Raw genomic sequence first — 25,430 nt, 5'->3', positions numbered from 1 at the left:
GCCACGTCGATTACGGCCGCGTGCGCAGCGCGATCTGTCCGGCCCACTGACGACGCCCGACCCATTTGTCTCGGGCGCGCCCGCGCGCCGGCCTTCTCCGACATCGCCGTCCGCGGCCCTTCCACCAGGGCCGGCCGTCGCGTCCGCGCTCCCGGGCACAGCAGACAACGGAGGACGCCGCGATGGCGGTCAGCAGCACCCCTACCCGGTCCGAGAACCCGCCCGCCGCCCGGGCCCCCCGCCGTCCCCGGGGCGAGGGGCAGTGGGCGCTCGGGCACCGCGAGCCGCTCAACGCCAACGAGCGGACCAAGAAGGACGACGATCCGCTGAACGTTCGCGCCCGGATCGAGAACATCTACGCCCACCGGGGCTTCGCCTCCATCGACCCGCAGGACCTGCGTGGCCGGTTCCGTTGGTGGGGGCTCTACACGCAGCGCCGGGCGGGCATCGACGGCGGGCGGACGGCCGTGCTGGAGCCGCACGAGCTGGAGGACGAGTTCTTCATGCTCCGGGTCCGGGTGGACGGCGGCGAGCTCAACCTGGCTCAACTCCGGGTCGTCGCGGACATCTCCCGGGAGTTCGCCCGGGACACCGCCGACATCACCGACCGGCAGAACATCCAGTTCCACTGGATCCGGGTCGAGGACGTGCCGGAGATCTGGCGCCGGCTGGAGGAGGTCGGCCTGCAGACCACCGAGGCGTGCGGCGACTGCCCCCGGGTCGTGCTGGGCAGCCCGGTCGCCGGGGTGGCCCGGGACGAGCTGCTCGACCCGACGCCGGCGCTCGACGAGATCGTCCGCCGGTACGTCGGTGACAAGCAGTTCTCCAACCTGCCCCGCAAGTTCAAGACCTCGATCTCCTGGCTGGTGGACACCCCGTACGAGGCGAACGACATCGCCTTCCTCGGGGTGGAGCACCCGGAGCACGGCCCCGGCTTCGACCTCTGGGTCGGCGGCGGCCTCTCCACCAATCCGATGCTGGCCAAGCGCCTCGGCGTCTGGGTGCCGCTGGCCGAGGTGCCGGACGTCTGGGCGGGCGTGGTCGGCATCTTCCGCGACTACGGCTACCGCCGGCTCCGCAACCGGGCCCGACTGAAGTTCCTGGTCGCCGACTGGGGTGTGGAGAAGTTCCGCGAGGTGCTGGAGAAGGAATACCTGGGCCGTACGCTGCTCGACGGCCCGGCCCCGGAGCTGCCGGCGAAGCCGGTCGACCACATCGGCGTGTACGCCCAGCGCGACGGCCGCAACTACGTCGGCGCCGCCCCGGTGGTGGGTCGGGTCTCCGGGCCGCAGCTCGCCCGGCTCGCCGACGTGGTCGAGGCGCACGGCAGCGGCCGGGTGCGGCTCACCCCGTACCAGAAGCTGCTGGTGCTGGACGTGGCGCCGGAGCGGACCGACTCGCTGGTGGCGGAGCTGCGCCGGATCGGCCTGGAGGCCCGGCCGTCGGCCTGGCGGCGCGGCACCATGGCCTGCACCGGCATCGAGTTCTGCAAGCTGGCCATCGTCGAGACCAAGGCCCGCGGCGAGGAGTTGGTGGCCCGGCTGGAGGAGCGGCTGCGTGACTTCGACGCCGACATCTCCATCCACCTCAACGGCTGCCCGAACGCCTGCGCCCGCACCCAGGTCGCCGACATCGGCCTCAAGGGCCAGCTGGTGGTCGGCCCGGACGGCCGGCAGGTGGAGGGCTTCCAGGTGCACCTGGGCGGCGGCCTCGGCATGGCGCAGGGGCAGACCGCCGGCTTCGGCCGCAAGCTGCGCGGCCTGAAGACCACCGCCGATGAGCTTCCCGAGTACGTGGAACGACTGGCCCGCCGCTACCTGGCCGGCCGGACCGAGGGCGAGACCTTCGCCAACTGGGTGATCCGGGTCGACGAGGAGGACCTGCGATGAGCGAGAGCCGATCTGCGCCGCTGTACTGCCCGTACTGCGGGGAGGAGGATCTGCGGCCGAACGAGGCGGGGCACGGCGCCTGGGAGTGCCACGCCTGCGCGCGGGTCTTCTCCGTGCGGTTCGCCGGCCTGCTCAGCCGGGTGGTGGCCCGATGAACGGCCTGACCTCCGCCGTCGGCCTGGGCCTGGTCGGGGTTGGCGGCCCGGCCCCCGCCGACCCGGCGCGGCGCGACCCGGAGGAGCTGCGCGCGTTGGCCGAGGAGGCCGGCCGCGAGCTGGCGGACGCCCCCGCGCTGGAGATCGCCCGCTGGGCCGCCGAGACCTTCGGTGACCGGTTCTGCGTGACCAGCTCGATGGCCGACGGCGTGCTGGCCCATCTGGTGTCCCGGGTCGCGCCGGGCGTCGACGTGGTCTTCCTGGACACCGGGCTGCACTTTCCGGAGACGCTGCGGGTGCGCGACGAGGTGGCCCGGCGGTTGCCGGTGAACGTGCGGTCGATCCGGCCACGGATGACCGTCGGGCAGCAGGACGGCGAGTACGGTCCCCGCCTGTTCAGCAGGTCCCCGGACGAGTGCTGCCAACTGCGCAAGGTCGAGCCGCTGGAGCGGGCGTTGACCGGGTACGACGCCTGGGCCGCCGGGCTGCGCCGGGACGAGTCGCCGACCCGGGCCAACACCCCGGTGGTGGCCTTCGACCCGCGGCGCGGCAAGGTCAAGGTGAACCCGATCGCCGCCTGGACCCAGCGCGACGTGGACGCCTACATCGCCCGCCACGACATCCCGGTCAACGAGCTGTTCGGCCGGGGTTACGGCTCGATCGGCTGCTGGCCGTGCACCCGTCGGACGAAGGCGGGGGAGGACCCGCGGGCGGGCCGGTGGGCCATGTTCGAGAAGACCGAGTGCGGCCTGCACACCTGACCGTCGATCCGCCGGTGGTGCTGGTCGCGCACGGCAGTCGTGACCCGCGGGCGGCCGAGGCGACCCGGGCGCTGGCCCGGGCCGTGGCGGCTGCCCGCCCCGGCGCCACGGTGGTGCCGAGCTGGCTGGACCACACCGAGCCCGGCCCGGCCACCGTGCTGCGGGACCTCGCCGCCGCCGGTCACCCCCGGGCGGTGCTGGTGCCGCTGCTGCTGACCGCCGCGTACCACCGGAAGGTGGACATCCCGGCGGCCGTCGCCGCGGCGGGGGAGGGCAGGCCACCGATCGACGTACGGGTCACCGACGTGCTCGGGCCGGCCGACGGGCGGGTGGACGGCGCGCTGCTGGGCGGGTTGTGCCGCCGGCTGGCCGAGGTGGCGCCCGGCGGGTACGACGCTCTGGTGCTGGCTGCGGCGGGCACCCGGGACTCGCGGGCGCGCGGCTCGGTGGGTCGGGTCGCGGCGGCCCTCGGGACCGAGCTGGGCGTCCACTGCCGGGTGTCGTACGCTTCGGCGGCCGCTCCGGCGGCCGGTGTCGCGGTGGCGAAGCTGCGGGCCGGTGGGGCACGTCGGGTGGCGGTGGCCGCCTACTTCCTGGCCCCGGGGCTGTTCCATGACGCCGTGCGGGCCGCGGCGGGTACGGCCGGTGCGATCGCCGTCGCCGACCCGCTCACCGACCTCCCGGAACTCGCCGATCTGGTCCTGCGCCGGGTCGACGCCCGGCTCCGGTGATCGGGCGGTCGGCTGTTTCCGTGGCCCGCGTCGCCGATCACACGGGTTGCCGTTCCCGAGTTGACGACGCGAGCCTGCTCGGTCGGGCCGGGGCGGGACAGCAAGACGCCCCGGCCGGTGACCCGGCCGGGGCGTGCGGCTTGCGGTGGTGCGATCAGGCGGAGTGAGCGCGCAGCACCCGGAGACCGCCGCGGCGCTTCACCGCGCGGCGCTCCTCCTCGCTCATCCCACCCCAGACGCCGGCGTCCTGACCGGACTCCAGCGCCCACTGCAGGCACTGGTCGGTCACCGGGCAGCGCCGGCAGACGGCCTTCGCCTGCTCCACCTGCAGGAGGGCCGGGCCGGACGTCCCGATCGGGAAGAACAGCTCCGGGTCCTCGTCGCGGCAGACGGCATCGTGGCGCCAGTCCATGGCGGCAACACTCCTCATTCTTAAGTGGGTGGCCAGATAACGCTTTGGTGCTTTTCCTATATGCATCCGCGTTGCCGATTGGTGACGGTCAGCATCCATCAATTCGGCTCTGCGTGAGCAGGCTGCAGGCACCAGGACCTGCTGGAAGAGCTCAACCTGCCGAGCATATCCAGGCAATGTCCCGGTAACTCAAGTTCGCTTGTGAATACTTTCACGAACTACGGCGATGTCAAGGGTGCCGCTCGGAAAAACTCCGAACAGTGAGCGGGCTCACCACCCTTTTGTCCGGGTTTCAGAGCGCTCTGGTTACCCGGCGTACCACAGTCGAGGATCAATGTAGTACATTCTGCGTGACATTGCTGACATTTCCGGCACCTTTCGTCGGTGTGGCTTGGGGCTGTCGCCCGCCCTGGGGGTGGCGGTCGCCGCTCAACCGACGGAGGTACCCGAGACCTAGCAGATTACTCTCAGTGCGGCCGGAACGGATGTGAATCTGACTTTCTCCCGCTCGCCCAGGTAGTCCCCGTCGAGCTGGAAGGCCAGTGGACGGGCCGAGAGCAGGGTGAACTCCGGCACGTCGTGCAGCCGGAGCACCTGCCGGCCGTGTGGGTCGGGCCGGTTGGAGAAGAATTGCGTCACCGTACGTGCGGTGCTGCCCACTCGGAGTTGCCGCATCGCGAGCACGTCCAAGCCGAGGTCGAACGACGCCTCCGGGTTCGGGTTGATCTCCCGCTCACCCAGATAGGTCCAGGGCGCGGTGTTCTGGATGATGACCGTGGCCAATTCGGCCTCCGGGCTCTCGCCGGGGCGCTCCAGCCTGATCGAGGGATGCCGGCGGTCCGAGGCGAGGAAGTACTGGCTCACCGTCGAGCGCAGGTAGAGCGCCGGGGTCGACACCCGGCCCCGCCGGCGGGCCTGCTCGACGCGGTGGATCACCGCCGCGTCGATGCCGAAGCCGGCGCAGAAGGTGAAGTAGCGGTCGTCCGCCCGGCCCAGGCCGACGGTGCGGGACCGGCCCAGGCGCAGCCCCTCCAGGATCATGCTGGTCCCGTCGGGCCACTCGCGTGGCAGGCCCAGCGCGCGGGCGAAGACGTTGGTCGAGCCGCCCGGAACCGTGGCCAGCGCCGGCAACCGCTCCGCCGGGGTCTCCCCGGTGCGGAAGGTCGGCGGCTCGGCGGTCATCAGACCGTTCACCACCTCGTTGACCGTGCCGTCGCCGCCGAGCGTGACCACCAGGTCGACGCCCTCCTCGGCGGCCTCCCGGGCCAGGTCCGTGGCGTGGCCCCGTCGGCGGGTGTAGCGCACCGACAGGTCGACTTCGCTGCGCAGCGCCCGGACCAGGACGTCCCGGCTGCGTTCGCTGGTGGTGGTGGCCTTCGGGTTGACCACCAGAACGGCCCGCATGGGCGGCACTGTACCGCGCCTACCCACGGGTATCGTGTCGCCCGTGACGATCGACTCCGACCCGGTCCCCGCCACCCTCCACTGGGCGGTCCGGCTGCTGCGCGCCGAGGCGGTGGCGCTCGGCCTGGTCGCGGCGTGGCTCATCTGGTCCGACCTGACCGCGCGTAGCACCGACCTCACCTCGGCGCTGTGGGTGACCGCGTTCGCGGTGGCCGGCGCGGCGGCGCTCTGGGCCCTCGGCGGTGCGCTGGTACGCCGCCGGGCGGGCGCCCGGGCGCCGGCCATCGTGCTCCAGCTCATGCTGCTGCCGTTGGGCTGGTACATGATCCAGGGCGGGCTGGGCTGGTTGGGGCTGCCGCTGATCGTGCTCGGTCTCGGGGTCAGCGGGTTGCTGGTGAGTTCGCCGACCAACCGCGCGCTCGGCTTCGACTGACCCGCGCCCACCCGCCGACCGGCGGCCGGGCGTCCCGGCCGGAAGTTCCACCGGCCGGCCGGGGACGACCGGGTGCCGTCGCGCCGGGCCGGTCAGTAGTCGGAGCGGCGGGTCAGCAGGGAGATGGTGGCCCGGCCGTCGACGGCATGGGCGGACGCCGCGGTGGTCAGCGCGGTCAGCACCTTCCAGGCGAAGGACGACTCGGAGGGGAGCGCGGCCCCCGGACGGTGGGCACGCTCACCTCGACGGTGAGGGCGTCCTCGGTGACCGCGAACCGGCACTCCAGCTCGGCGTTTCGGGTGGCGATGGCGAGCAGCATCGCGCACGCCTCGTCGACCGCGATGCGCAGGTCCTCGATCTCGTCGAGGGCGAACTGGAGCCGGGCCGCGAGACCGGCCGTGGCGGTGCGTAGCACGGCGAGATAACCGCCGTCGGCGGGCACGGTGAGGTGCACGACATCGTCGTCGGTCGTCGGCTGGCCGGTCAGTTGAGTCACGCCTCATCCCCCCGGTGCGGGACTCTACCCGCTCAGGTGTCGGGTTATGTGACGACCGTCGCCTTCCCGGCGAGTTCGTGTAACGCCGCGCCGGTGAGCCGGTACGGGACCCACTCGTCCATCGGGGTCGCCCCGATGGCCGCGTAGAAGCGGGCCGCCGGGTTCCAGTTGATCATCCACCACTCCAGCCGCCGGTAGCCGCGCTCGACGCAGATCGCGGCCAGAGTGGCGAGCAGCCGGCGGCCGACGCCGGTGCCCCGGGCGGCCGGACGCACGTACAGGTCCTCCAGATAGATGCCGTGCACGCCCTCCCAGGTGGAGAAGTTGAGGAACCAGAGGGCGAAGCCCACCGGTTGCCCCGTCGCGTCCACCGCGACGTGGCCGAAGAGCGCGGGGCCCGGACCGCTCGGCGCGCCGTCCGGCGTGGTCGGGAAGAGCGCGGCGGCGAGCTGCTCCTCGGTGAGGTGGCACTGCTCGGGGGCCCGCTCGTAGTCGGCGAGTTCGTGCACCATCGCGACGACGGCCGGCACGTCCTCGGGACGCGCCGGCCGGATCGTGGGTGCCGGGGCAGCCAGGGTCACGCCTGCTTGGTCTCCCAGAAGATCTTCGAGATCTCGTCGATCTTGGCGAGCAGCTCGTCGGCCTTGGCCGGGTCGGTCGCGCCCTTCGCTCCGGCGGCGCCGGCCAGCTTGGTGGCCTCGTTGAAGAGCTGGTGCAGGTGCGGGTACTTCTCGAAGTGGGCCGGCTTGAAGTAGTCGGTCCAGAGCACCCAGAGGTGGTGCTTGACCAACTCGGCGCGCTGCTCCTTGATCAGGATGGCCCGGGTGCGGAACTCCGGGTCGGTGTTCGCCTGGTACTTCTCGCAGATCATTTTGACCGACTCGGCCTCGATCCGGGCCTGCGCGGGGTCGTAAACGCCGCACGGCAGGTCGCAGTGGGCGCTGACGGTCACACGGGGCGTGAGGATGCGGGGAAGGCGCATCAGGGTCCTCCATGGGATGTTTGCGATGATCCAGGTCGACATTACTCCTGGAGATGCTCCCCGGCTGGCGGGAGGTGAAACCCGGTGGGTGCCCCGAACGACCCCGCCTCGCCCGTGCTACGCGGCCCACTGGCGGCCGTACTGGTGACCGGCCCCTCCATGGTGCCGACCCTGCGGCACGGGGACGCGGTGCTGGTGCGTACCGGCGGCCGGCCGGTACGTCCCGGCGACGTGGTGGTCGCGGTCTTCCGCAGCCGCCCCGACCTGCTCGTGGTCAAGCGCGCGGTCCGTCCCCAGGACGGCGGCTGGTGGATACGCGGCGACAACGACCTGGTCACCGACGACTCCCGGGCCTACGGGGTGGCCGACGTGCGGGGCCGGGTGGTGGCCCGGTACTGGCCGAGTCCCCGGTTGGTCAACGGTCGGCAGCGGCGGATATGACCCCGCTCACACGCGGGTGACGGGTGCCTGACTATGCTCGGAAAGTGCCCGGGTGACCCCCCGCACCGCCGCCCCGCTGGCCGCTGACCATCGCGAGCCGAGCCGGCCGGTCCGTCTGCTCGACAGATCCTGGAGTCACCATGCCTACGTCCACCCCGGACCTCGCTGACCCCGTCTTCCGGCTGCACGCCGGCGGCAAGATGGCCGTCACCTCGACGGTGCCGCTGGCCAGCCGGGACGACCTCTCCCTCGCGTACACGCCGGGGGTGGCACGGGTGTGCGAGGCGATTGCCGCCGACCCCGACCTCGCCGACGACTACACCTGGATCTCGCACACCGTGGCCGTGGTCACCGACGGCTCCGCCGTGCTCGGCCTGGGCAACATCGGTCCACGCGCGGCGCTGCCCGTGATGGAGGGCAAGGCGGTGCTGTTCAAGCAGTTCGCGGGCGTGGACGCGGTGCCGATCTGCCTGGACACCCAGGACGTGGACGAGATCGTCGCGGCGGTGCGGGCGCTCGCCCCCTCGTTCGGCGGGATCAACCTGGAGGACATCAGCGCGCCGCGCTGCTTCGAGGTGGAACGCCGGCTGGACGAGGCGCTGCCGATCCCGGTCTTCCACGACGACCAGCACGGCACCGCGATCGTGGTGCTGGCCGCGCTGCGCAACGCGACGACCCTGCTCAACCGCAAGTTCGGCGACCTGCGGGTGGCGGTGAGCGGGGCCGGAGCGGCCGGCGTCGCGGTGACGAAGATGCTGATCGCCGGGGGAGTGAACCCGGACCAGGTGGTCGTCTGCGACTCCAAGGGCATCATCGGCCGGCACCGCGAGCTGACCGGGACCAAGGCCGAGCTGGCCGAGACCACCAACGCCGACGGCCGGCAGGGCGACATCACCGAGGCGCTGCGCGGCGCGGACGTGCTGGTCGGCGTCTCCGGTGGGCAGATCCCGGAGGAGGCGGTGGCCGGGATGGCTCCCGGCGGCATCGTCTTCGCGCTGGCCAACCCGACGCCCGAGGTGCACCCCGAGGTGGCCGCCCGGCACGTCGCGGTGGTCGCCACCGGGCGCAGCGACTACCCCAACCAGATCAACAACGTGCTCGCCTTCCCCGGCGTGTTCCGGGGTGCGCTGGACGCCCGGGCCACCCGGATCACCGAGGGGATGAAGGTGGCCGCGGCCGACGCCATCGCCGGCGTGGTCGCGGAGTCGCTCACCGCGGAGGCCGTCGTGCCCTCGCCGCTCGACCCGCGGGTCGCTCCGGCCGTCGCCGAGGCGGTCGCCGAGGCCGCCCGCCGCGACGGGGTCGCCCGCCGCTGAGGTGTAAGGAAGGGCACCTTCTTATCGCATTTCGCATGGGAAGGTGCCCTTCTTAACGGCCGCTCTCCTTGTTACGGTGCCGATCATGCGTGCTGCCTATGCCTCCGCCCTGGACGCGGACAACCCGCTCGCCGCGCTGAGCGTCGGCGACCGTCCCGAGCCGATCCACCCCGATCCGAACTGGGTCACCGTGCGGGTGCTGGCCAGCTCGCTCAACCACCACGACCTCTGGTCGCTGCGCGGGGTGGGACTCACCGGCGACCAACTCCCGATGATCCTCGGCTGTGACGCGGTCGGCACCGACCCGGACGGCAACGAGGTGGTCATCTACCCGGTGGTGCCCACGCCGGGCGACCCGCGTGGGATCTCCATCCTCTCCGAGCACTTCCCCGGCACGTTCGCCGAGCGGGTGGCCGTACCCCGGATGAACCTGGTGCCGCTGCCGGCGGGCCTGTCGGCGACCGACGCGGCGTGCCTGCCCACGGCCTGGCTCACCGCGTGGCGGATGCTCACCACCAAGGGCCGGGTGGCCGACGGCGAGTCGGTGCTGGTGCAGGGGGCCGGCGGCGGCGTGGCCACCGCCGCCGTCGCGCTCGGCGTCGCGCTCGGCAAGCGGGTGTACGCGACCAGCCGCGACGCCGTGAAGCGGGAGCGGATCGCCGGGCTGGGCGCGACCGCGCTGGAGCCGGGCGCCCGGCTGCCGGAGCGGGTCGACGTGGTGATCGAGACGGTCGGGGCGGCCACCTTCGACCACTCGTTGAAGTCGGCCGCGCCGATGGCCCGGATCGTGGTCTCCGGCGCCACCTCCGGCCACGAGCCCAAGGTCAACCTGCGCCGGGTCTTCGCGATGCAGCTGGAGATTCTCGGCACCTCGATGGGCACCCCGGAGGAACTCACCGAGCTGCTCGCGTTCTGCGCCGAGCACGAGGTGCGCCCGGTGGTCGACAGCGTGGTGCCGTTCAGCCGGATCGAGGAGGGCTTCGCCCGCCTCGCCTCGGGCGACGTCTTCGGCAAGGTCGTCATCGACCACACCGCCTGACCCCGTGCCCCCGGTGGGGCGTGCTCGGCGGGCTGTCACCTCGCGTGCGGGTCCGGCACGCCCCGGAGGCGGGCCAGGTCGGCGGCGTCCTTGGCGCGGCGTGGTCGGGTCGGCATCCAGACCGGGAACATCTCCTTGAACTCGATCTGCGCGGCCACGCTGATGATCGGCGCGGCCAGCGGGCCGATGTGGCCCGGTCGGGCGTCCAGCATCCCGTCGGGTAGTGGGGTGCCGGCCCACGGCCCGGCACCGACCACCACCCGGCCCTCGGCGTCCCGGTCCAGGTACGCGAAGCTCAGCTCGACGTCGTTCCGGAGCAGATCGAGCTGGGTCTCGGCGGGCATCCGCGGATCGGGCCGCCAACCGCGCCCGCCGAGCAGGGCCGCCAACTCGCTGGCGTCGTGTCGCCAGCAGTACCAGTCGACGTCGACGTGCGGTCGGCTCACCTCGCCGAGGTGGAAGTCCATCGCCCAGCCGCCGCGCAGCCACACCGCGACACCGGCCTGTTCCGCCAGCTCGGTCACCTCGCGGATCGCGCCGAGTTGTCGTCCCACCAGCCCGTCGCCGTCCATCCCGCCGAGGCTAGTCCCCACCCGTCGCCCGCACTGACCGCCCGGTTGCCAGTGCGGTCAGCGGGGGAGGCGGCTGGTGAGGGCGGTGACGCCGGGGAGTTGGGCGTCGGCGGGGAGCCGGCGCAGGGCCGCCCGGTCGTCGTAGAGGGTCCAGCGGAGGAAGTCGATGGTGGTGGCGAGGACCTGGACGAAGCCGGGGCGGCCCGGGATCAGGTACTCGCCGTGGCCCTGACCGGGGAGGCTCAGGAAGGCGGCCGGGCCGAGCACGCGGGCGTACCCGGCCCGGCCGACGGACTCCGGCACGATCGGGTCGGCGCTGCCGTGCACGAACAGCAGCGGGGCGACGGGGCCGGCGAGGCCGCCGGCCAGGCCGCCGCCGGCGATCACGATCCCCGCGCGCAGCCGTGCGGAATGGCCGGCGGTGAACATGCCGGCCGTGGTGAAGCCGCCTGCCGAGTGGCCGGCCGCGCCGATCCGGTTGACGGCCAGGTGCCCGGCGAGCGGGTCGCCGCGGTGGGCGTCGAGGCGTACCAGGTGGCGGATCAGTCGCCAGCCGTCGGCGGGCTGGTTGCGGACGTCCGCCCGGGTGAAGTCCCGCGCCCGCAGGTTCGTACGCGGAAAGGTGGGCGCGGCCACCACGAAGCCCGCGGCGGCCCAGCGGGTGGTCAACGGCGCGTGCAACTCGGGCAGGCTGCGCAGCCCGTGGCTGTAGATCACCACCGGGAAGCGTCCGGCGGCCACCGCCGCGCCCGGCCGGACTTCCGGTGCGCCCGGGGACGGGGTGGCCGTGGGCGCGGCCGACCGGGTGGCCGTGGGGACGGAGCCCGTCGCCGTCGGTGCGGCCGGCTCCACCGGATACCAGACGGTCACCGGCAGCGGCCGGGGGCCGCCCGGGTCGACGACGAACTGCCGCATCCCGACGGCGTACGTCCGTTGCGGGGCGGATTGGCTGGTGGGCGGCTCCGGAGCGGCGGTCATGGCCGGAGCACATCCGGCGAGCAGCGCCGTCACCAGCGCGGCGACGAGCCGCTGCACTCTCACCCCTTCACGGTAGGCGGCCGGGCGGCCGGCACGGCCCGTACGTCCGGACCGGGCGTCGCCGCCCACCCGGCCGACGTGCCTCCACCGGCCGGGCGGTGTTGTCGTCGTGGGCACGTGGGGAGAACGTCCGGGTGGACGAGTTTCGCTAGGGTCACGCGCATGGCTGAGAACTACACCGACCCGAGCGGCAACACCGCGCAGTTCCGTGCCTTCGTCGAGTCGCCCGAGGCGGCAGCGGCGGCGGCGGAGGAGGCGCCCTCCCGGCTGCCGCTGATCGCCGGCATCGCCGTCGCCGTCGTGGTCGTGGCCCTGGTCGCCTGGCTGGTGCTGGCCTGAGCCCCGCTGCCGGGCGGTCGCCGAAAGGCACTTGTCCGGCCTGCCCGCTGTCGTCGCACGCGTGGTTCACGCCAGGAGCGGGATGTGGGGGTGCCCGGCCTCCCGCACACCGCGACCTGCCGCATCCCGAGCAGCGGCCGGACCGGACCCGGCGGCTCAGCCGAGCGAGCCGAGCACGTCCCGGGTCTCCCGGGCGATCTCGCGCTCCTCGTCGGTGTTGACCGCACAGACCGTGACCTCGGCGCCGTCCGGGGAGATCACCCGGTCACCGCTGCCGTCGTTGCGGGTCGGGTCGACGGCGATCCCGAGCCGCTCCAGGCCGGCCAGCGACGCGGCCCGGACCGGTGCCGCGTGCTCGCCGACCCCGGCGGTGAAGGTGACCGCGTCGACCCGTCCGAGCAGGGCGTAGTAGGCGCCCACGTATCCGGTGATCCGGCGGCGGTAGACGTCGAAGGCGAGCGTGGCGGCCGGGTCGCCGGCGTCCCGGCGGGCCAGCACCTCGCGCATGTCGTTGACCCCGGTCAGCCCGAGCAGGCCGCTGCGGTGGTTGAGCAGGTCGTCGATCTCGTCCACACCCATCCCGGCCTCGCGGCGCAGGTGAAAGATGACCGTCGGATCCAGGTCGCCGCTGCGGGTGCCCATGACCAGGCCCTCCAGCGGGGACATGCCCATCGACGTGGCCACGCTGCGCCCGCCGCGGACCGCGCAGGCGCTCGCCCCGTTGCCCAGGTGCAGGGTGATCGTGTTCAGCTCCGCGTACGGCCGGCCGAGCAGTTCGGCGGTGCGTCGGGAGACGTACGCGTGCGAGGTGCCGTGGAAGCCGTACCGGCGGATGCCCCACCGCTCGGCGGTGTCCCGGTCGATGGCGTACGTGGCGGCGGCCTCGGGCAGCGTGTGGTGGAAGGCGGTGTCGAAGACGGCGACCTGCGGAGTGTCCGGCAGCGCCTCCCGGGCCACCCGGATACCGGCCAGGTTCGCCGGGTTGTGCAGCGGCGCGAGCGGCACCAGGTCCTCGATCGCGGCGATCACCCCGGCGTCGATGAGCACCGGCGCGCTGAACCTCCGGCCGCCGTGCACCACCCGGTGCCCGATCCCGGCCAGCCCGTCGAGGTCGAGCCGCTCGATGATCTCCCGCACCGCGGTCTCGTGGTCGGCCGGCCCGCCTCCCGGCTCGCCGATCCGCTCGACGGTGCCCTTGTCGCGGACCTGCTCGCCGTCGTACAGCCGGTACTTGACCGACGACGACCCGCAGTTGAGGACGAGGATGCGGCTCATCAGGACTCCCCGGCGGCGGCCTGGATGGCGGTGATCGCCACCGTGTTGACGATGTCGGGCACGGTGGCGCCCCGGGACAGGTCGTTGACCGGGCGCCGCAGGCCCTGCATGACCGGGCCGACCGCCACCGCGCCGGCCGACCGCTGCACCGCCTTGTACGTGTTGTTGCCGGTGTTCAGGTCCGGGAAGATGAACACCGTGGCCCGCCCCGCCACCGGGCTGTCCGGCAGCTTGGTGGCCGCCACGTGCGGGTCGATCGCCGCGTCGTACTGGATCGGGCCCTCCACCAGCAGCTCCGGTCGGCGTTCGCGGACCAGCTTGGTGGCGGTCGCGACCTTCTCCACGTCCGCCCCGAAGCCGGAGTCGCCGGTCGAGTACGACAGCATCGCCACCCGCGGCTCGATGCCGAACCGGGCCGCCGTGTCGGCCGACGAGATGGCGATGTCGGCGAGCTGGGCGGCGTCCGGGTCCGGGTTGACCGCGCAGTCGCCGTAGACCAGCACCCGGTCGGCGAGCAGCATGAAGAAGACGCTGGAGGCGACCGAGACGCCCGGCACGGTCCGGATGATCTCGAAGGCCGGCCGGATGGTCGCCGCGGTGGTGTGGGTGGCGCCGGAGACCATGCCGTCGGCGTGCCCGGCCCACACCATCATGGTGCCGAAGTAGTTCGGCTGGGCGACGATGTCGTGGGCCAGTTCGGGGGTCATGCCCCGGTGCGCGCGGAACTTGGCGTACTCGTCGGCGAACTCGTCCCGCCACGGGCTGGTCACCGGGTCGACCACCTGCGCGTCGCCGAGGTCCACGCCCAGCTCCCGGGTACGCCGGGCGATGTCGTCGGGGCGGCCGAGCAGGGTGAGGTCGGCGACGTCCCGGCGGAGCAGGATCTCCGCCGCGCGCAGGATCCGCTCCTCCGCGCCCTCCGGCAGCACCAGCCGCCGGCGTCGCGTCCGGGCCCGATCGATGAGGTCGTTCTCGAACATCAGCGGGGTGACCCGTTCGGAGCGGCTGACCCGCAGCCGGCCGGCCAGGTCGACGGTGTCCACGCAGCGTTCGAAGGCGCCGATCGCCGCCTCCACCTTGCGCGGGTTCGCTGTGCTGGGGCGGCCCTCGATCCGGCTGGACGCCGCGACCGTGTCGTAGCTGTCGCTGGTCACCGAGAGCACGGGCAGCCCGGTGCTCATCCGCTCGACCAGCCGCATCGCCCGCGGGTCGGGCTGCTCGCCGAGGGTGAGCACCAGGCCGGCCAGGGAGACCTGCCCGGCGACGTGCGCCGCGCCGGCCGCCACCAGCAGGTCGGCCCGGTCGCCAGGGGTGATCACCAACGCCCCGTCGGTCAGGTGGTCGAGCAGGGTGGGTACGTGCGCCGCGCCCACCACGTAGTCGAGCACGTCCCGGTCGAGCGTGGCCTCGTCGCCGGAGAGCAGGGTGGCGCCGAGCGCCGCCGCCACCTCGGCCACCGTCGGCGCCGACACGGCCGGCACCTCCGGGATCGCGTACGCGGGGACGGGCAGTTCGGGCAGCGTCATCGGCCCGGGCACCCGGTTGGCCACCACGGCCACCACGGTCGCGCCCAGGTCCGCCAGGTCGTGGTACGCCCCGCGCGCCGCCGCCGCGATCGCCTCGGGTTGCTGGCCGAACCCGTCGACCACGGGCACCACCACGCTGCCGAACTCGGTGGCCAGCCGGGCGTTGAAGGCCAGCTCACGGGGCCCGGCGCCGTCCCCGTCGGCGAAGTCGCTGCCCACCACGACGACGGCCGGGCAGCGCCGCTCGACCTCGCGGTAGCGGGCGACGATCCGGGAGATCAGCTCCTCCCGCCGTCCGTCGGCGACCAGCGCGGTTGCCTCCGCGTACGTCGAGCCGTGCAGCTCGTCGATCGGCAGCTCCACCCGGTAGCGCTCGGTGAGCAGGGCGAGGATCTGGTCGGGGCCGGTGCCGGGAACCAACGGCCGGAACGCGCCGATCCGCTCGACCTGCCGGGACAGCAACTCGGCCAACCCGAGCGCCACCGTCGACTTGCCACCGCCCGACCCCACGCCGGTCACGTACACGCTGCGTGCCACGACCTCACGCTACAAGATCGCGGTGTCACCCGCCCGGGTCCTTGTGCCCGGGACCGACGGCCCGTTCCGTGGTCACGAGGGAGCCACCGCGGCCGGTTCCAGCTCTCGTTCGTACACCTGCCCGGTCAGGTCGGTGCCGAAGCTGTGGTGTGGTTCCTCCTGGATCAGGTGGAAGCCACGGGATAGGTAGATCCGACGGGCGGCGACCAGGGGGTGATTGGTCCAGAGCCGCATCCGGGTGTAGCCCGCCCGCCGGGCGAAGGCGAGGCATTCGTCGACCAGTCGGCCGCCGAGACGCCGCCCCCGGGCCGCGGGGTCGACCAGCAGGATCCGCAGCTGGGCGGTCCGGTCGTCCGCCGCCACACAGAAGACGCAGCCCACCCGCTCACCGTTGAGCTCGGCGATCCACGCGGCTTCCCGGGCCGGGTCGTGGCCGGCGGCGTAGTCGGCGACGATCCGCGCCACGAGCGCCTCGAAGCTGGTGTCCCAGCCGAACTCGGCGGCGTACAGCTCGCCGTGGGCCATCACCACCCAGCCGAGGTCGCCGGGACGGTCCAGCGGACGAATGAGGATCTCTTCGCTCATTGACACCCCTCCACAACTGAAACAGTCGTTTCAGTGGCAGAGTAGCGCTGTGAGCCAGCACGAGCGACCCCCCAGCGCCCGCCGCGAGGAACTGCTGGAGCGGGCGTACGCGTATGCGATGGAGCACGGGCTGGCGGAGCTGTCGCTCCGCCCCCTCGCCTCCGCCATCGGGTCCAGCCCCCGGGTCCTGCTCTTCCTCTTCGGCTCGAAGGAGGCGCTGATCCGGGCCCTGCTCGCCCGGGCCAGGTCCGACGAGCTGGCCGCGCTCCAGCGGGCCCGCGCGGCCGGGGGTCCGGAGGACTTCCCGGCGGCGGTGCGGACGACCTGGGGATGGCTCGTGGATCCGGCCCATCGCCCGATGCTGGTGCTGTGGGCCCAGGCGTACGCCCGCTCGCTCGGCGAGCCGGACGGACCGTGGGCGGGATTCGCCCGGCAGACGGTGGCGGACTGGCTCGGCCTGCTCGCCGAGGTCCAGGGTGGCCACGACACCGGCGATCGGGATCCGGCCCTCGGCCTGGCCGTGCTGCGCGGTGCCCTGCTCGATCTGCTGGCCACCGGCGACGCCGAGCGCACGACGGCGGTCGTCGAACGCTACCTGCGCCTGATCGGGGCGGCGGCCCGCTGAACCCGGGCCGCGATCCCCGACCTACTCGTCGTCCTCGTCGTCCAGCCGGGCCAGCCAGGTGGCGAAGCGCTCGATCGGGGTCTCGAACTCGGGGTTCAGATCGACGAAGTCGCGCAGCCGCTCGCCCAGCCACTCCAGGCTGACCTGCTCCTCGCCCCGGCGCTCGACCAGCTCCTCGATGCCACGGTCGGTGAAGTACAACGGTTCGTCCTCTCGAAAACGGTGTTGCCACACGAGGCGGGGCAGCGGCCGTCGTACGGTCGCTGCCCCGGTGTCTCGCGGTGCGGTCAGGTCACGGGCGGGGGAGGGCCGCCTCGATCAGCGCGGCCTGCTCGACCTCGTGCATCTTCGCCGAGCCGACCGCCGGAGCGGCGGCCGCCGGACGGGAGATGCGGCGCAGCCGGACGTCGCTCAGGTGCTCCAGCAGGTTGAGCGCGACGAACGACCAGGCACCCTGGTTGGCCGGCTCCTCCTGCACCCAGGCGAAGTCCTCGGCGTTCGGGTACTGCGCCAGGGCGGCCCGGATCTCCTCGACGGGCAGCGGGTAGAGCTGCTCCATCCGGATGATCGCGGTGTCCGTGACCCCCCGCTCCTGCCGGGCCTGGAACAGGTCGTAGTAGACCTTGCCCGAGCAGAGCAGCACCCGCTTCACCTGCTCCGGTGCCGGGGCGGCGGTGTCCCGCAGGACCGGCTGGAAGGTGCCCGAGGTGAAGTCCTCCACCGGCGACACGCAGAGCTTGTGCCGCAGCAGCGACTTCGGCGTGAACACCACCAGCGGCTTGCGCTTCGGCGACAGGGCCTGGCGACGCAGCAGGTGGAAGTAGTTCGCCGGGGTGGTCGGGATGGCCACCCGCATGTTGTCCTCGGCGCAGAGCTGGAGGAACCGCTCCGGGCGGCCGGAGGTGTGGTCCGGGCCCTGGCCCTCGTGGCCGTGCGGCAGCAGCAGGGTGACCGCGGAGCGCTGGCCCCACTTCACCTCGCCGGAGGAGATGAACTCGTCGATCACCGACTGGGCGCCGTTGACGAAGTCACCGAACTGGGCCTCCCAGCAGACCAGCGCGTTGACGTTCTCCACCGAGTAGCCGTACTCGAAGCCCATCGCGGCGTACTCGGACAGCAGCGAGTCGTGGACGAAGAAGCGGGACCGCTCGCCGTCGCCGGTGAGCGACTTCAGCGGGAGGTAGTCGTCGCCGGTCTTCGAGTCGACGATCGAGGCGTGCCGCTGGACGAAGGTGCCGCGCCGGGAGTCCTGCCCGGCGAGCCGGACGGTGACCCCGTCGTGCAACAGCGCGCCGAACGCGATGATCTCGCCGAAGCCCCAGTCGATGCCGCCCTCGACGGACATCTTGGCCCGCCGGTCCAGCAGCTGCTGGATGCGCTTGTGCGGGTTGAAGCCCTCGGGGAGGTTGATGTGCGCCTCGCCGATCGCCTTGATCACCGCGGCGTCGGTGGCGGTGTCGACCTGCGGCTCCGGCTCGTCCTCGCGGCGCGGCCGGCTGAGCTGGCGCGGCGTGGTGGCCGCGTCCCGGGTGGCCTTGAAGACCCGCTCCAGCTGCGCCTGGTAGTCGCGCAGCAGCTCCTCCGCGTCCTCCACGGTGATGTCACCCCGCCCGATGAGCTCCTCGGTGTAGAGCTTCCGGACCGACCGCTTGGAGTCGATGATCTGGTACATCTGCGGGTTGGACATCGACGGGTCGTCGCCCTCGTTGTGCCCGCGCCGGCGGTAGCAGACCATGTCGATCACGACGTCCTTGTTGAACGCCTGGCGGTACTCGAAGGCGAGCCGGGCCACCCGGACGACGGCCTCGGGGTCGTCGCCGTTGACGTGGAAGATCGGCGCCTGGATCATCCGGGCGACGTCGGTGCTGTAGAGGCTGGACCGGCTGTATTCCGGGGCGGTGGTGAAGCCGACCTGGTTGTTGACCACCACGTGCACCGTGCCGCCGGTGCGGTAGCCGCGCAGCTGCGACAGGTTGAGCGTCTCGGCGACCACGCCCTGGCCGGCGAAGGCCGCGTCACCGTGCACCGCCAGCGGCAGCACGGTGTAGCCCTCCAGCTTGAGGTCTATCCGGTCCTGCTTGGCCCGGACGATGCCCTCCAGCACCGGGTCCACGGCCTCCAGGTGCGACGGGTTCGCCACCACCGACACCTTGACCGCGTGCTCGCCGTTCGGGGTGGTGAACTTGCCGTTCTGGCCGAGGTGGTACTTCACGTCGCCCGAGCCCTGCGTGGAGCGCGGGTCGAGGTGCCCCTCGAACTCGGAGAAGATCTTCTCGTACGGCTTGCCGACGATGTTGGCCAGCACGTTGAGCCGGCCGCGGTGGGCCATGCCGATGACAACCTCGTCCAGCCCGGCCTCGGCGGAGCTCTCCAGCACCTCACCGAGGAGCGGGATCAGCGACTCGCCGCCCTCCAGCGAGAAGCGCTTCTGGCCGACGTACTTGGTCTGCAGGAAGGTCTCGAACGCCTCGGCGGCGTTGAGCCGGTTGAGCACGTGCTTCTGCTCGTCCCGGTTCGGCTTCTCGTACTTGCGCTCTATCCGCTCCTGGATCCAGCGCCGCTCCTCCGGGTCCTGGATGTGCATGTACTCGACGCCGACCCGGCGGCAGTACGAGTCACGCAGCACGCCGAGGATCTCGCGCAGCTTCATCCGCTGCCGACCGGCGAAACCGTTGACCGGGAAGACCCGGTCCAGGTCCCACAGGGTCAGCCCGTGCTGGAGGACGTCCAGGTCCGGGTGCTTGCGGATCTTGAACTCCAGCGGATCGGTGTCGGCCATCAGGTGGCCGCGCACCCGGTACGCGTGGATCAGCTCGTGCACCCGCGCGGTCTTGTTGATCTGACCCTCGGAGTTGACGGCCACGTCCTGCACCCAGCGCACCGGCTCGTACGGGATGCGCAGCGAGGTGAAGATCTGGTCGTAGTAGCCGCGCTCGCCGAGCAGCAGCTCGTGCATCACCTTGAGGAACTCGCCCGACTGCGCGCCCTGGATGATCCGGTGGTCGTACGTGCTGGTCAGCGTGATGATCTTGCTGACCGCCAGCTCGGCCAGGGTCGCCTCGCTCATGCCCTGGTACGGCGCCGGGTATTCCATGGCGCCGACACCGATGATGGCGCTCTGGCCCTGCATCAGGCGCGGGATCGAGTGGACCGTGCCGATGCCGCCCGGGTTGGTCAGCGAGATGGTGGTGCCTGAGTAGTCCTCCATGGTCAGCTCGTTGCGGCGGGCGCGCCGGACCACGTCCTCGTACGCCTGCCAGAACTGCCGGAAGTCCATCTGCTCGCAGGCCTTGATGGAGGGCACCACCAGGGTGCGGGAGCCGTCCGGCTTGGCCAGGTCGATGGCGATGCCCAGGTTGACGTGCTCCGGGCGGACCATCGCCGGCTTGCCGTCGACCTCGGCGTAGGAGTTGTTCATCTCCGGGTGCTCGACCAGCGCCCGGACCATCGCGTACCCGATCAGGTGGGTGAAGCTCACCTTGCCGCCGCGACCGCGGGCCAGGTGGTTGTTGATCACGATGCGGTTGTCGACCAGCAGCTTCGCCGGGACCGCGCGGACGCTCGTGGCGGTCGGCACCGCGAGCGAGGCGTCCATGTTCTGCACGATCTTGGCGGCGACGCCGCGCAGCGGGGTGGTGCCGGGGGTCGGGGTCTTGGCGGCGGGCTTCGCGGCCGGCTTGGCGGCGGCCTTCTCGGCCGGCTTGGCGGCCGGCTTCTCGGGGGCCTTGGCGGCCGGGGCCGGCTTTGCCGGGACCGGCTGCTGGGCGACGCTGGCGACGGCTTCCTGCTGCTCGCCGGGCTCGGGACGGGGGGCCGGCTTGGCCGTGCTGCCGGGGCGCGGGGTGGCGGCGCCCGGGGCGGGCCGGTAGTCGGCGAAGAAGTCGTGCCAGGCCGGGTCCACGCTCGAGGGGTCGGCGAGATAGCGCTGGTACATCTCCTCGACGATCCACTCGTTCGGGCCGAAACCCGCCAGTGGGTTCTCCTGCGACGAAGTTTGCTGGGTCGACACGGCCGCTGATCGCCTCTTTCACGCCGGTTCGTATGCACGCGGTGTCCGCCGGCGCCCGGGAAATGGGCGCACGGACGTCCCAAGGCTACGCCGTACGAATCCGGTGAGCATTCTCGCCTCCGGCGGGTGGCCCGTTTCACAGAAGATGCCAGAAGTTCGGCAAACGCTGCGTGTCCGGTCGACTCCTGTTAAAGGAGACGGCCCGGCGGGCGGCATGGTCGCCGCCCGCCGGGCCGGTCGCGTACGGCTCAGGAAATGTCGCGCCGCCGGATGGTCAGCACGCCGATGACGCCGGCCACGACCGTGTACCCGATCAACACGGCCGCCCCCGCCCAGCGCGGCGGGTCGCCCGGGATCTCGGTCCCGCTCACCATCAGACTGGACGCCAGCGAGGGGACCACCAGCTGGAGCTTGTTGATCCAGTCACCGAACTTCATGGCCAGCAGGCTGATCGCGAAGGCCGCGCCGATGGTGCCGCCCAGGTAAAGCAGGATGCTGGTCACCGTGGCGCCGATCTGGCTCCGGATCAGCACGCCGACGGCGACGCCCAACATCGACCAAAGCAGGTAGGCAAGCCCGTTGAGCCCGACGGCGCGCCAGACCCCGCCGCTGCTGAGCTGGGAGCCGACGTCCACGCTGCTCAGGATCAGCCCTCCGAACACCAGGTTGAGCGCGGTGGTGATCAGCCAGAAGACGATCGCCAGCCCGGCTGCGGCGACCAGCTTGGCCAGCATCACCGCGGTGCGGTGCGGCGCGGTGAGGAACGTGGTGGTCACCGTCTGGTGGAAGAACTCGCTGGTCACCACGATGATGCCGAGCAACATCACGATGAGCAGGCCGAAGAACTGCCCGTTGGTGTAGATGTTGGCGGCCAGACTCTCCACTGTCTGCACGGCGTGGAGCTTGTCTGCCTGATCGGCCGGCACCTCGCCGAAGTCCGCGCTGGCCAGCGCGGAGGTTTGTATCCAGTTGAGCAGCAGGGTGATGGCCCACAGCGGCAGCGAGATGAGCCCGAAGACCCACCAGGTGCTGGTGGTACGGATCTTGAGCAGCTCGGATCGCACCAGGTTCATCGGATGCCCGCCTTTCCGGCCGTCAGTTCGAGGAAGACCCCTTCCAGGTCGGGGCGCTCGGTGGTCAGCTCGTGCAGCTCGACCTTGGTGGCCAGGGCGACCCGGCCGACCGTCGGGGCGTCCACCCCGGCGACCAGCAGCGCGCCGTGCTCGTCCTTGTTGACCGTGGCCGCCTGCTCGCGCAGCGCGGCGGCCAGTTCCTCGGCCTGCGGGGTGCGGACCCGCACCTGGGTGCCGTGCGCCATCGAGCCGATCACCTGGTCCACCGGGCCCTGCCGGACCAGCCGGCCGGCCGCGATGATCACCACGTCGTCGGCGAGCAGCTGCATCTCGGAGAGGAGGTGGCTGGAGACCAGCACGGTGCGCCCCTCGGCGGCCAGCCCCTTGAGGAAGCCGCGCATCCAGCGGATGCCCTCCGGGTCGAGGCCGTTGGCCGGCTCGTCGAGGATCAGCACCTGCGGGTTGCCGAGCATCGCGGCCGCGATGCCGAGCCGCTGCTTCATGCCCAGCGAGTAGCCCTTGAACTTGCGCTTCGCCGCCGGAGTCAACCCGACCATGGCAAGCACCTCGTCGGCCCGCTCGCGGGGCAGGCCGGCCGCCGCGCAGATCACCCGCAGGTGGTTGATGCCGGTGCGGCCCTTGTGCGCGCTGGACGCCTCCAGCACCGCGCCCACCGAGCGCAGCGGGTCGACCAGGTCGGCGTACCGGTGGCCGCCGATGGTCGCCTGGCCGGCGGTCGGGGTGACCAGGTTGAGCAGCATGCGGAGGGTGGTCGTCTTGCCGGCGCCGTTCGGGCCGAGGAAGCCGGTCACCCGGCCCGACTGGACGGTGAAGGACAGGTTGTCGACCGCCCGGAGGTTCTTGTACTGCTTGGTCAGTCCGGACACCACGATCTGGCCGGTCCCGGCGCTGGGGCTTGACTGCCCGTCGGACATCGTTCTCCTCTCCTGGCACGGCGCATGGACGCGCCGGTCGGGGCGCGGTTGCGGAAAGCGCCGTGGCACAGCCTGACAACCTCGCGCAACCTGGTCAATCAGGCGGGACGCGTACGACAGCCTCCGTCCCAGGCAGGAGGTGATCATCCTCAGGGAGGAGAGGTCAGGCCGGCGGCAGCGCGATCCAGGTGGCCCGGGCGTAGCCGAGCAGGGCGCCGTCGGGGCCGTAGAGGCTGGAGTGCACCTCGGCCTTGCGCCCCTCCCCGCCGACCATCGCGCCGGTCACCACGCACTCGTCGTCGGGGCGTGGCAGCGCCGCGACCACCGAGGCGATCCGACCCAGGACGTACGGGCGGCCGGGCGCGATCACCGCCCAGCCGCCGGGGCAGTCCAGTGCCGCCCAGACCGTCGCCGGCACCACGTCGGCCGGGGCGCGGAACGGCGCGGCCGTCCGCCCGTCCGGCAGCCGGCCCGGGAAGATCCGCAGTCCGTCCGGATTCTCCGGGCCGCATACGTAGCACCCGGGGAACGGGTGCTCGACCAGCCCCGGGTACGCCTTGGCGGCGGCCTCGGCCGTCGGCCGGTCGACCGGCGGGACCACGGCGCTGAACCCGTCGATCCGGCGTACCTGCGCGATCACCTGGCCGTCGGGGTCGAGGACCGCGCCGTCGACCGCGGTCAGCGGGGTCTCCAGCGGGGGCGGTTTGCGCAGGGTGACCTCCACCGGCCCCCGGTCGTCGACCACCGCCGCGAAGACCCCGGCGCTCCAGCCGCCGTTGCCCGAGCCGGCGGGCCCGTGAAAGCGCGACTCGATGATCATGACGTCCTCCAGGCTGGTCCGGGCCCGGCCCCCTCGCCGGCCCCGCCCGGCAGCCTCGCACGCCCGCCTTCGCCGGCTCCACCCGCCCGATTCCGGGACGGATGGTGATCCGCCGCAGGTGGGGGGGCGGACCGGAGCGCCGGCCGGCGTTCACCGGATCGACACCCCTCATCCCCGTGGCCGGCAACCGGGGCACCTACACAGATACCCATGGCCGTTCTGCACGCCGCTGGCGCACCCCTCACGACCAGCGGTTACACCCTGCTGATCGCCGACGACCCGAATCTGGTCGCGGCCGCGCAACGCCTCCGGCACGAGGTGTTCGCCACCGAACTCGGCGCGACCCTGCACCCGGGGGCCGCCGGGCTCGACACCGACGAGTTCGACGCCCACTGCGACCACCTGGTGGTGCTGCGCGAGGGCACCGACGAGGTGGTCGGCACGTACCGGCTGCTGCCGCCCGGCCGCGCGAGCCGCCCGTACGCCGACGGCGAGTTCGACCTGGCCCCGCTCGCCCCGCTCCGGGACGACCTGGTCGAGGCGGGCCGCTCCTGCGTGCACCCGGACCACCGCTCCGGTGCGGTGATCAACCTGATGTGGGCCGGCATCGCCCGCTACCTGCACCTGCGCGGGTCGCGCTGGCTCGGCGGCTGCGCCTCGGTGCCGGTCGCCGACGGCGGCACCACGGTCGCGGAGGTGTGGGCCCAGGCCAGCGCCCGGCACCTGGCCCCGCCGCCGCTGCGGGTCACGCCCCGCCGCCCGTGGTTCGCCGAGGCGCCGGCCGTCCTGTCGACCGCCGGTCCCGGGGCGCTGCGCGACGGCAGGTACGCCGAGTTGGAGGTGTCGCCGGCCGAGCGCCGGGCGCTGGTCCCCCCGCTGCTCCGCGGCTACCTGCGGCTCGGCGCCTGGGTCTGCGGGGAGCCGGCGTACGACCCGGACTTCGCCTGCGCCGACTTCTACGTACTGCTCTCGCTGGACCGGATGAACCCCCGCTACCTGCGGCACTTCCTCGGTGGGGAGCCGTCGTGACCGGCGACGACCTGTGGCGGCCCGCCTCGGGCTGCGGCCCGGCGTGCCTGCCGGCCGACGCCGGGTCGGCGGTGTCGCTTCCGCGCCGGGTGGGGCGGCTGCTGGGGGCGGTCGGGATGCTGCTGGCCGGGATCGGGCTGGCCGTACTGCTGCCTCTGCTGCCGGCCCGGGAGCGGCGGGCCGCGCTACGTGGCTGGGCTCGCGGCGCGCTGCGGGCCCTCGGCGTGCGGCTGGTGGTCCGGGGTCGGCTGCCGCGCCGGCGGGCGCTGCTGGTCGCCAACCACGTCTCCTGGCTGGACGTCCTGGCCGTGCTCGCGGTCGCGCCGACCCGGATGCTCGCCAAGCGGGAGGTGCGGGGGTGGCCCGTGGTGGGGGCGCTGGCCGCCGCCGCCGGCACGGTCTTCGTCGACCGGTCCCGGCCCCGTGACCTGCCGGCCACGGTCGGCCGGGTGGCCGCCGCGCTGCGCGCCGGGCACTCGGTTGCGGTCTTCCCCGAGGGGACGACCTGGTGCGGTGAGGCGGCCGACTGCCGGCCCGCGCGGGGGTTCCGGCCGGCCATGTTCCAGGCCGCGGTGGACGCCGGCGCGCCGATCGTGCCGCTGCGCCTCACCTACCGGGACGCCGGCGACCCGACCACCCTGGCCGCCTTCCTCGGTGCGGAGACGCTCTGGGAATCGGTACGCCGGGTGCTGGCCGCCCGGGATCTGACGGTGTCGGTGGTGGTGGCCGCCGCGCTGCATCCGGCCGGGGCGGCGGATCGGCGGATGCTGGCCCGCGTCGCCGAGTCGGCGATCCACCTGACCCCGGCCCGGCCGGTGCCCGCCGCTCGGCCCGGCCCGGTGCGGGACCTTTCGCCAGCCCGTCCGGGCGGTGGTCCCGTGACGTCGACCGGTCGGGAGGCGACGCTGGACCTGGCCGCCTGACGCCCTCGCGACAATCTTGTTCAGTCGCGATGTATCGCGTTATGCTTTCTCCGTCGCTCGACGTGCCGTTGGTGGGCGCGTCACC

The 25,430-nt window shown here is 72.7% G+C and carries 26 protein-coding genes and 1 pseudogene; 12 read left to right on the top strand and 15 right to left on the bottom strand.

Going from position 1 to position 25,430, the window contains the following annotated elements; translation table 11 throughout:
- Positions 1-182: 182 nt before the first annotated feature.
- Genes GA0070604_RS26775 through GA0070604_RS26765 form a run of 4 tightly spaced genes read left to right on the top strand, consistent with a single transcriptional unit; the run spans position 183 to position 3,536 of the window.
- The gene (locus GA0070604_RS26775) at positions 183-1,889 is read left to right on the top strand and encodes a nitrite/sulfite reductase (protein ID WP_091124502.1); all 1,707 of its coding nucleotides are present in this window, start codon (positions 183-185) and stop codon (positions 1,887-1,889) included.
- Positions 1,886-2,044: a hypothetical protein gene (locus GA0070604_RS32785; protein WP_167363577.1), complete on the top strand. Its 159-nt coding sequence runs from the start codon at positions 1,886-1,888 to the stop codon at positions 2,042-2,044. Before GA0070604_RS26775 ends, GA0070604_RS32785 begins: the two co-directional genes overlap by 4 nt.
- On the top strand, positions 2,041-2,805 hold the full coding sequence (locus GA0070604_RS26770; protein WP_091124499.1) for a phosphoadenylyl-sulfate reductase: 765 nt from the start codon (positions 2,041-2,043) through the stop codon (positions 2,803-2,805). Before GA0070604_RS32785 ends, GA0070604_RS26770 begins: the two co-directional genes overlap by 4 nt.
- Complete coding sequence (locus tag GA0070604_RS26765) at positions 2,787-3,536, top strand: sirohydrochlorin chelatase (RefSeq protein ID WP_244162092.1); 750 nt, start codon at positions 2,787-2,789, stop codon at positions 3,534-3,536. Before GA0070604_RS26770 ends, GA0070604_RS26765 begins: the two co-directional genes overlap by 19 nt.
- A gap of 154 nt (positions 3,537-3,690) precedes the next feature.
- On the opposite strand, the gene GA0070604_RS26760 is transcribed toward GA0070604_RS26765, so the two are convergent.
- Together GA0070604_RS26760 and GA0070604_RS26755 are read right to left on the bottom strand one after the other, a co-directional pair.
- On the bottom strand, positions 3,691-3,948 hold the full coding sequence (locus GA0070604_RS26760; RefSeq protein ID WP_073834718.1) for a WhiB family transcriptional regulator: 258 nt from the start codon (positions 3,946-3,948) through the stop codon (positions 3,691-3,693).
- Positions 3,949-4,401: 453 nt separating this feature from the next.
- Positions 4,402-5,352, bottom strand: a complete 951-nt coding sequence (locus GA0070604_RS26755; protein WP_091124495.1) for a diacylglycerol/lipid kinase family protein — start codon at positions 5,350-5,352, stop codon at positions 4,402-4,404.
- Here GA0070604_RS26755 and GA0070604_RS26750 point away from each other — a divergent pair.
- Complete coding sequence (locus GA0070604_RS26750; RefSeq protein WP_377593884.1) at positions 5,351-5,785, top strand: hypothetical protein; 435 nt, start codon at positions 5,351-5,353, stop codon at positions 5,783-5,785. The genes GA0070604_RS26755 and GA0070604_RS26750 overlap by 2 nt on opposite strands.
- Before the next feature lie 92 nt (positions 5,786-5,877).
- Here the strand turns inward: GA0070604_RS26750 and GA0070604_RS26745 are convergent.
- The 3 genes and pseudogenes from GA0070604_RS26745 to sodN all read right to left on the bottom strand — a co-directional run bounded on the left by GA0070604_RS26745 (position 5,878) and on the right by sodN (position 7,263).
- Positions 5,878-6,281 (bottom strand): annotated as a pseudogene (locus GA0070604_RS26745) (ATP-binding protein).
- 44 nt (positions 6,282-6,325) lie between these two features.
- On the bottom strand, positions 6,326-6,793 hold the full coding sequence (locus GA0070604_RS26740) for a GNAT family N-acetyltransferase (protein ID WP_091127438.1): 468 nt from the start codon (positions 6,791-6,793) through the stop codon (positions 6,326-6,328).
- Between the two features lie 65 nt (positions 6,794-6,858).
- Positions 6,859-7,263 carry a superoxide dismutase, Ni gene (gene sodN / locus GA0070604_RS26735; protein WP_091124489.1) on the bottom strand — a complete coding sequence of 135 codons (405 nt, stop codon included), beginning with the start codon at positions 7,261-7,263 and terminating at the stop codon, positions 6,859-6,861.
- Positions 7,264-7,347: 84 nt separating this feature from the next.
- On the opposite strand from sodN, the gene GA0070604_RS26730 reads away from it, so the two are divergent.
- The 3 genes from GA0070604_RS26730 to GA0070604_RS26720 all read left to right on the top strand — a co-directional run bounded on the left by GA0070604_RS26730 (position 7,348) and on the right by GA0070604_RS26720 (position 10,059).
- The gene (locus GA0070604_RS26730; protein ID WP_244162091.1) at positions 7,348-7,704 is read left to right on the top strand and encodes a S24/S26 family peptidase; all 357 of its coding nucleotides are present in this window, start codon (positions 7,348-7,350) and stop codon (positions 7,702-7,704) included.
- 140 nt (positions 7,705-7,844) lie between these two features.
- The gene (locus tag GA0070604_RS26725) at positions 7,845-9,020 is read left to right on the top strand and encodes an NAD(P)-dependent malic enzyme (RefSeq protein ID WP_091124486.1); all 1,176 of its coding nucleotides are present in this window, start codon (positions 7,845-7,847) and stop codon (positions 9,018-9,020) included.
- 85 nt (positions 9,021-9,105) lie between these two features.
- Positions 9,106-10,059, top strand: coding sequence for a zinc-binding dehydrogenase (locus GA0070604_RS26720; protein ID WP_091127436.1), 954 nt, complete (start codon positions 9,106-9,108; stop codon positions 10,057-10,059).
- Between the two features lie 35 nt (positions 10,060-10,094).
- On the opposite strand, the gene GA0070604_RS26715 is transcribed toward GA0070604_RS26720, so the two are convergent.
- Together GA0070604_RS26715 and GA0070604_RS26710 are read right to left on the bottom strand one after the other, a co-directional pair.
- Positions 10,095-10,631, bottom strand: coding sequence for a nucleotidyltransferase domain-containing protein (locus GA0070604_RS26715; protein WP_091124483.1), 537 nt, complete (start codon positions 10,629-10,631; stop codon positions 10,095-10,097).
- Between the two features lie 57 nt (positions 10,632-10,688).
- Positions 10,689-11,672 carry an alpha/beta hydrolase family protein gene (locus tag GA0070604_RS26710; RefSeq protein WP_091127435.1) on the bottom strand — a complete coding sequence of 328 codons (984 nt, stop codon included), beginning with the start codon at positions 11,670-11,672 and terminating at the stop codon, positions 10,689-10,691.
- Positions 11,673-11,831: 159 nt separating this feature from the next.
- Here GA0070604_RS26710 and GA0070604_RS32780 point away from each other — a divergent pair, with 159 nt between their 5' ends.
- Entirely contained in the window at positions 11,832-12,008 is a 177-nt protein-coding gene (locus GA0070604_RS32780; protein ID WP_167363576.1) for a hypothetical protein, read from the top strand.
- A 156-nt stretch (positions 12,009-12,164) separates the two neighbouring features.
- Here the strand turns inward: GA0070604_RS32780 and GA0070604_RS26705 are convergent, their stop codons facing one another.
- From GA0070604_RS26705 to GA0070604_RS26695, 3 genes are all read right to left on the bottom strand, one after another.
- Positions 12,165-13,283 (bottom strand): acetate/propionate family kinase, encoded by a 1,119-nt coding sequence (locus tag GA0070604_RS26705; RefSeq protein ID WP_091124479.1) that lies wholly within the window; start codon positions 13,281-13,283, stop codon positions 12,165-12,167.
- Positions 13,283-15,346, bottom strand: a complete 2,064-nt coding sequence (gene pta / locus GA0070604_RS26700) for a phosphate acetyltransferase (protein WP_091124475.1) — start codon at positions 15,344-15,346, stop codon at positions 13,283-13,285. Before pta ends, GA0070604_RS26705 begins: the two co-directional genes overlap by 1 nt.
- Before the next feature lie 72 nt (positions 15,347-15,418).
- Complete coding sequence (locus tag GA0070604_RS26695) at positions 15,419-15,931, bottom strand: GNAT family N-acetyltransferase (protein WP_091124470.1); 513 nt, start codon at positions 15,929-15,931, stop codon at positions 15,419-15,421.
- Between the two features lie 49 nt (positions 15,932-15,980).
- Here GA0070604_RS26695 and GA0070604_RS26690 point away from each other — a divergent pair, with 49 nt between their 5' ends.
- Positions 15,981-16,556, top strand: coding sequence for a TetR/AcrR family transcriptional regulator (locus GA0070604_RS26690; RefSeq protein WP_244162090.1), 576 nt, complete (start codon positions 15,981-15,983; stop codon positions 16,554-16,556).
- Between the two features lie 21 nt (positions 16,557-16,577).
- On the opposite strand, the gene GA0070604_RS26685 is transcribed toward GA0070604_RS26690, so the two are convergent.
- The 5 genes from GA0070604_RS26685 to GA0070604_RS26665 all read right to left on the bottom strand — a co-directional run bounded on the left by GA0070604_RS26685 (position 16,578) and on the right by GA0070604_RS26665 (position 23,393).
- Complete coding sequence (locus tag GA0070604_RS26685; protein WP_091124467.1) at positions 16,578-16,757, bottom strand: DUF6104 family protein; 180 nt, start codon at positions 16,755-16,757, stop codon at positions 16,578-16,580.
- A 91-nt stretch (positions 16,758-16,848) separates the two neighbouring features.
- Entirely contained in the window at positions 16,849-20,565 is a 3,717-nt protein-coding gene (locus GA0070604_RS26680; RefSeq protein WP_091124464.1) for a multifunctional oxoglutarate decarboxylase/oxoglutarate dehydrogenase thiamine pyrophosphate-binding subunit/dihydrolipoyllysine-residue succinyltransferase subunit, read from the bottom strand.
- A 248-nt stretch (positions 20,566-20,813) separates the two neighbouring features.
- Positions 20,814-21,638: an ABC transporter permease gene (locus tag GA0070604_RS26675; RefSeq protein WP_091124460.1), complete on the bottom strand. Its 825-nt coding sequence runs from the start codon at positions 21,636-21,638 to the stop codon at positions 20,814-20,816.
- On the bottom strand, positions 21,635-22,573 hold the full coding sequence (locus GA0070604_RS26670; RefSeq protein WP_091124457.1) for an ABC transporter ATP-binding protein: 939 nt from the start codon (positions 22,571-22,573) through the stop codon (positions 21,635-21,637). The genes GA0070604_RS26675 and GA0070604_RS26670 overlap by 4 nt, the downstream gene beginning before the upstream one ends.
- A 163-nt stretch (positions 22,574-22,736) precedes the next feature.
- Entirely contained in the window at positions 22,737-23,393 is a 657-nt protein-coding gene (locus GA0070604_RS26665; protein ID WP_091124453.1) for a hypothetical protein, read from the bottom strand.
- A gap of 210 nt (positions 23,394-23,603) precedes the next feature.
- Here GA0070604_RS26665 and GA0070604_RS26660 point away from each other — a divergent pair, with 210 nt between their 5' ends.
- Together GA0070604_RS26660 and GA0070604_RS26655 are read left to right on the top strand one after the other, a co-directional pair.
- The gene (locus tag GA0070604_RS26660; RefSeq protein ID WP_091124449.1) at positions 23,604-24,422 is read left to right on the top strand and encodes a GNAT family N-acetyltransferase; all 819 of its coding nucleotides are present in this window, start codon (positions 23,604-23,606) and stop codon (positions 24,420-24,422) included.
- Positions 24,419-25,345, top strand: a complete 927-nt coding sequence (locus GA0070604_RS26655; RefSeq protein ID WP_091124445.1) for a lysophospholipid acyltransferase family protein — start codon at positions 24,419-24,421, stop codon at positions 25,343-25,345. Before GA0070604_RS26660 ends, GA0070604_RS26655 begins: the two co-directional genes overlap by 4 nt.
- Positions 25,346-25,430: the final 85 nt, after the last annotated feature.

Origin of the sequence: Micromonospora eburnea, assembly GCF_900090225.1 — a bacterium.
GTDB lineage: Bacteria > Actinomycetota > Actinomycetes > Mycobacteriales > Micromonosporaceae > Micromonospora > Micromonospora eburnea.
The sequence above is the reverse complement of the archived record's forward strand: the minus strand, read 5'-3'. Positions and strand labels throughout refer to the sequence as shown.

Coding starts and splice junctions, on each gene's coding strand:
- GA0070604_RS26660 (WP_091124449.1), top strand. CDS start 23,604: ATGGCCGTTCTGCACGCCGCTGGCGCACCCCTCACGACCAGCGGTTAC.
- GA0070604_RS26695 (WP_091124470.1), bottom strand. CDS start 15,931: ATGAGCGAAGAGATCCTCATTCGTCCGCTGGACCGTCCCGGCGACCTC.
- GA0070604_RS26770 (WP_091124499.1), top strand. CDS start 2,041: ATGAACGGCCTGACCTCCGCCGTCGGCCTGGGCCTGGTCGGGGTTGGC.
- GA0070604_RS26670 (WP_091124457.1), bottom strand. CDS start 22,573: ATGTCCGACGGGCAGTCAAGCCCCAGCGCCGGGACCGGCCAGATCGTG.
- GA0070604_RS32780 (WP_167363576.1), top strand. CDS start 11,832: ATGGCTGAGAACTACACCGACCCGAGCGGCAACACCGCGCAGTTCCGT.
- GA0070604_RS26675 (WP_091124460.1), bottom strand. CDS start 21,638: ATGAACCTGGTGCGATCCGAGCTGCTCAAGATCCGTACCACCAGCACC.
- GA0070604_RS26775 (WP_091124502.1), top strand. CDS start 183: ATGGCGGTCAGCAGCACCCCTACCCGGTCCGAGAACCCGCCCGCCGCC.
- GA0070604_RS26665 (WP_091124453.1), bottom strand. CDS start 23,393: ATGATCATCGAGTCGCGCTTTCACGGGCCCGCCGGCTCGGGCAACGGC.
- GA0070604_RS26705 (WP_091124479.1), bottom strand. CDS start 13,283: ATGAGCCGCATCCTCGTCCTCAACTGCGGGTCGTCGTCGGTCAAGTAC.
- GA0070604_RS26715 (WP_091124483.1), bottom strand. CDS start 10,631: ATGGACGGCGACGGGCTGGTGGGACGACAACTCGGCGCGATCCGCGAG.
- GA0070604_RS26750 (WP_377593884.1), top strand. CDS start 5,351: ATGGGCGGCACTGTACCGCGCCTACCCACGGGTATCGTGTCGCCCGTG.
- GA0070604_RS26760 (WP_073834718.1), bottom strand. CDS start 3,948: ATGGACTGGCGCCACGATGCCGTCTGCCGCGACGAGGACCCGGAGCTG.
- GA0070604_RS26755 (WP_091124495.1), bottom strand. CDS start 5,352: ATGCGGGCCGTTCTGGTGGTCAACCCGAAGGCCACCACCACCAGCGAA.
- GA0070604_RS26725 (WP_091124486.1), top strand. CDS start 7,845: ATGCCTACGTCCACCCCGGACCTCGCTGACCCCGTCTTCCGGCTGCAC.
- sodN (WP_091124489.1), bottom strand. CDS start 7,263: ATGCGCCTTCCCCGCATCCTCACGCCCCGTGTGACCGTCAGCGCCCAC.
- GA0070604_RS26740 (WP_091127438.1), bottom strand. CDS start 6,793: ATGGTGCACGAACTCGCCGACTACGAGCGGGCCCCCGAGCAGTGCCAC.
- GA0070604_RS26720 (WP_091127436.1), top strand. CDS start 9,106: ATGCGTGCTGCCTATGCCTCCGCCCTGGACGCGGACAACCCGCTCGCC.
- GA0070604_RS32785 (WP_167363577.1), top strand. CDS start 1,886: ATGAGCGAGAGCCGATCTGCGCCGCTGTACTGCCCGTACTGCGGGGAG.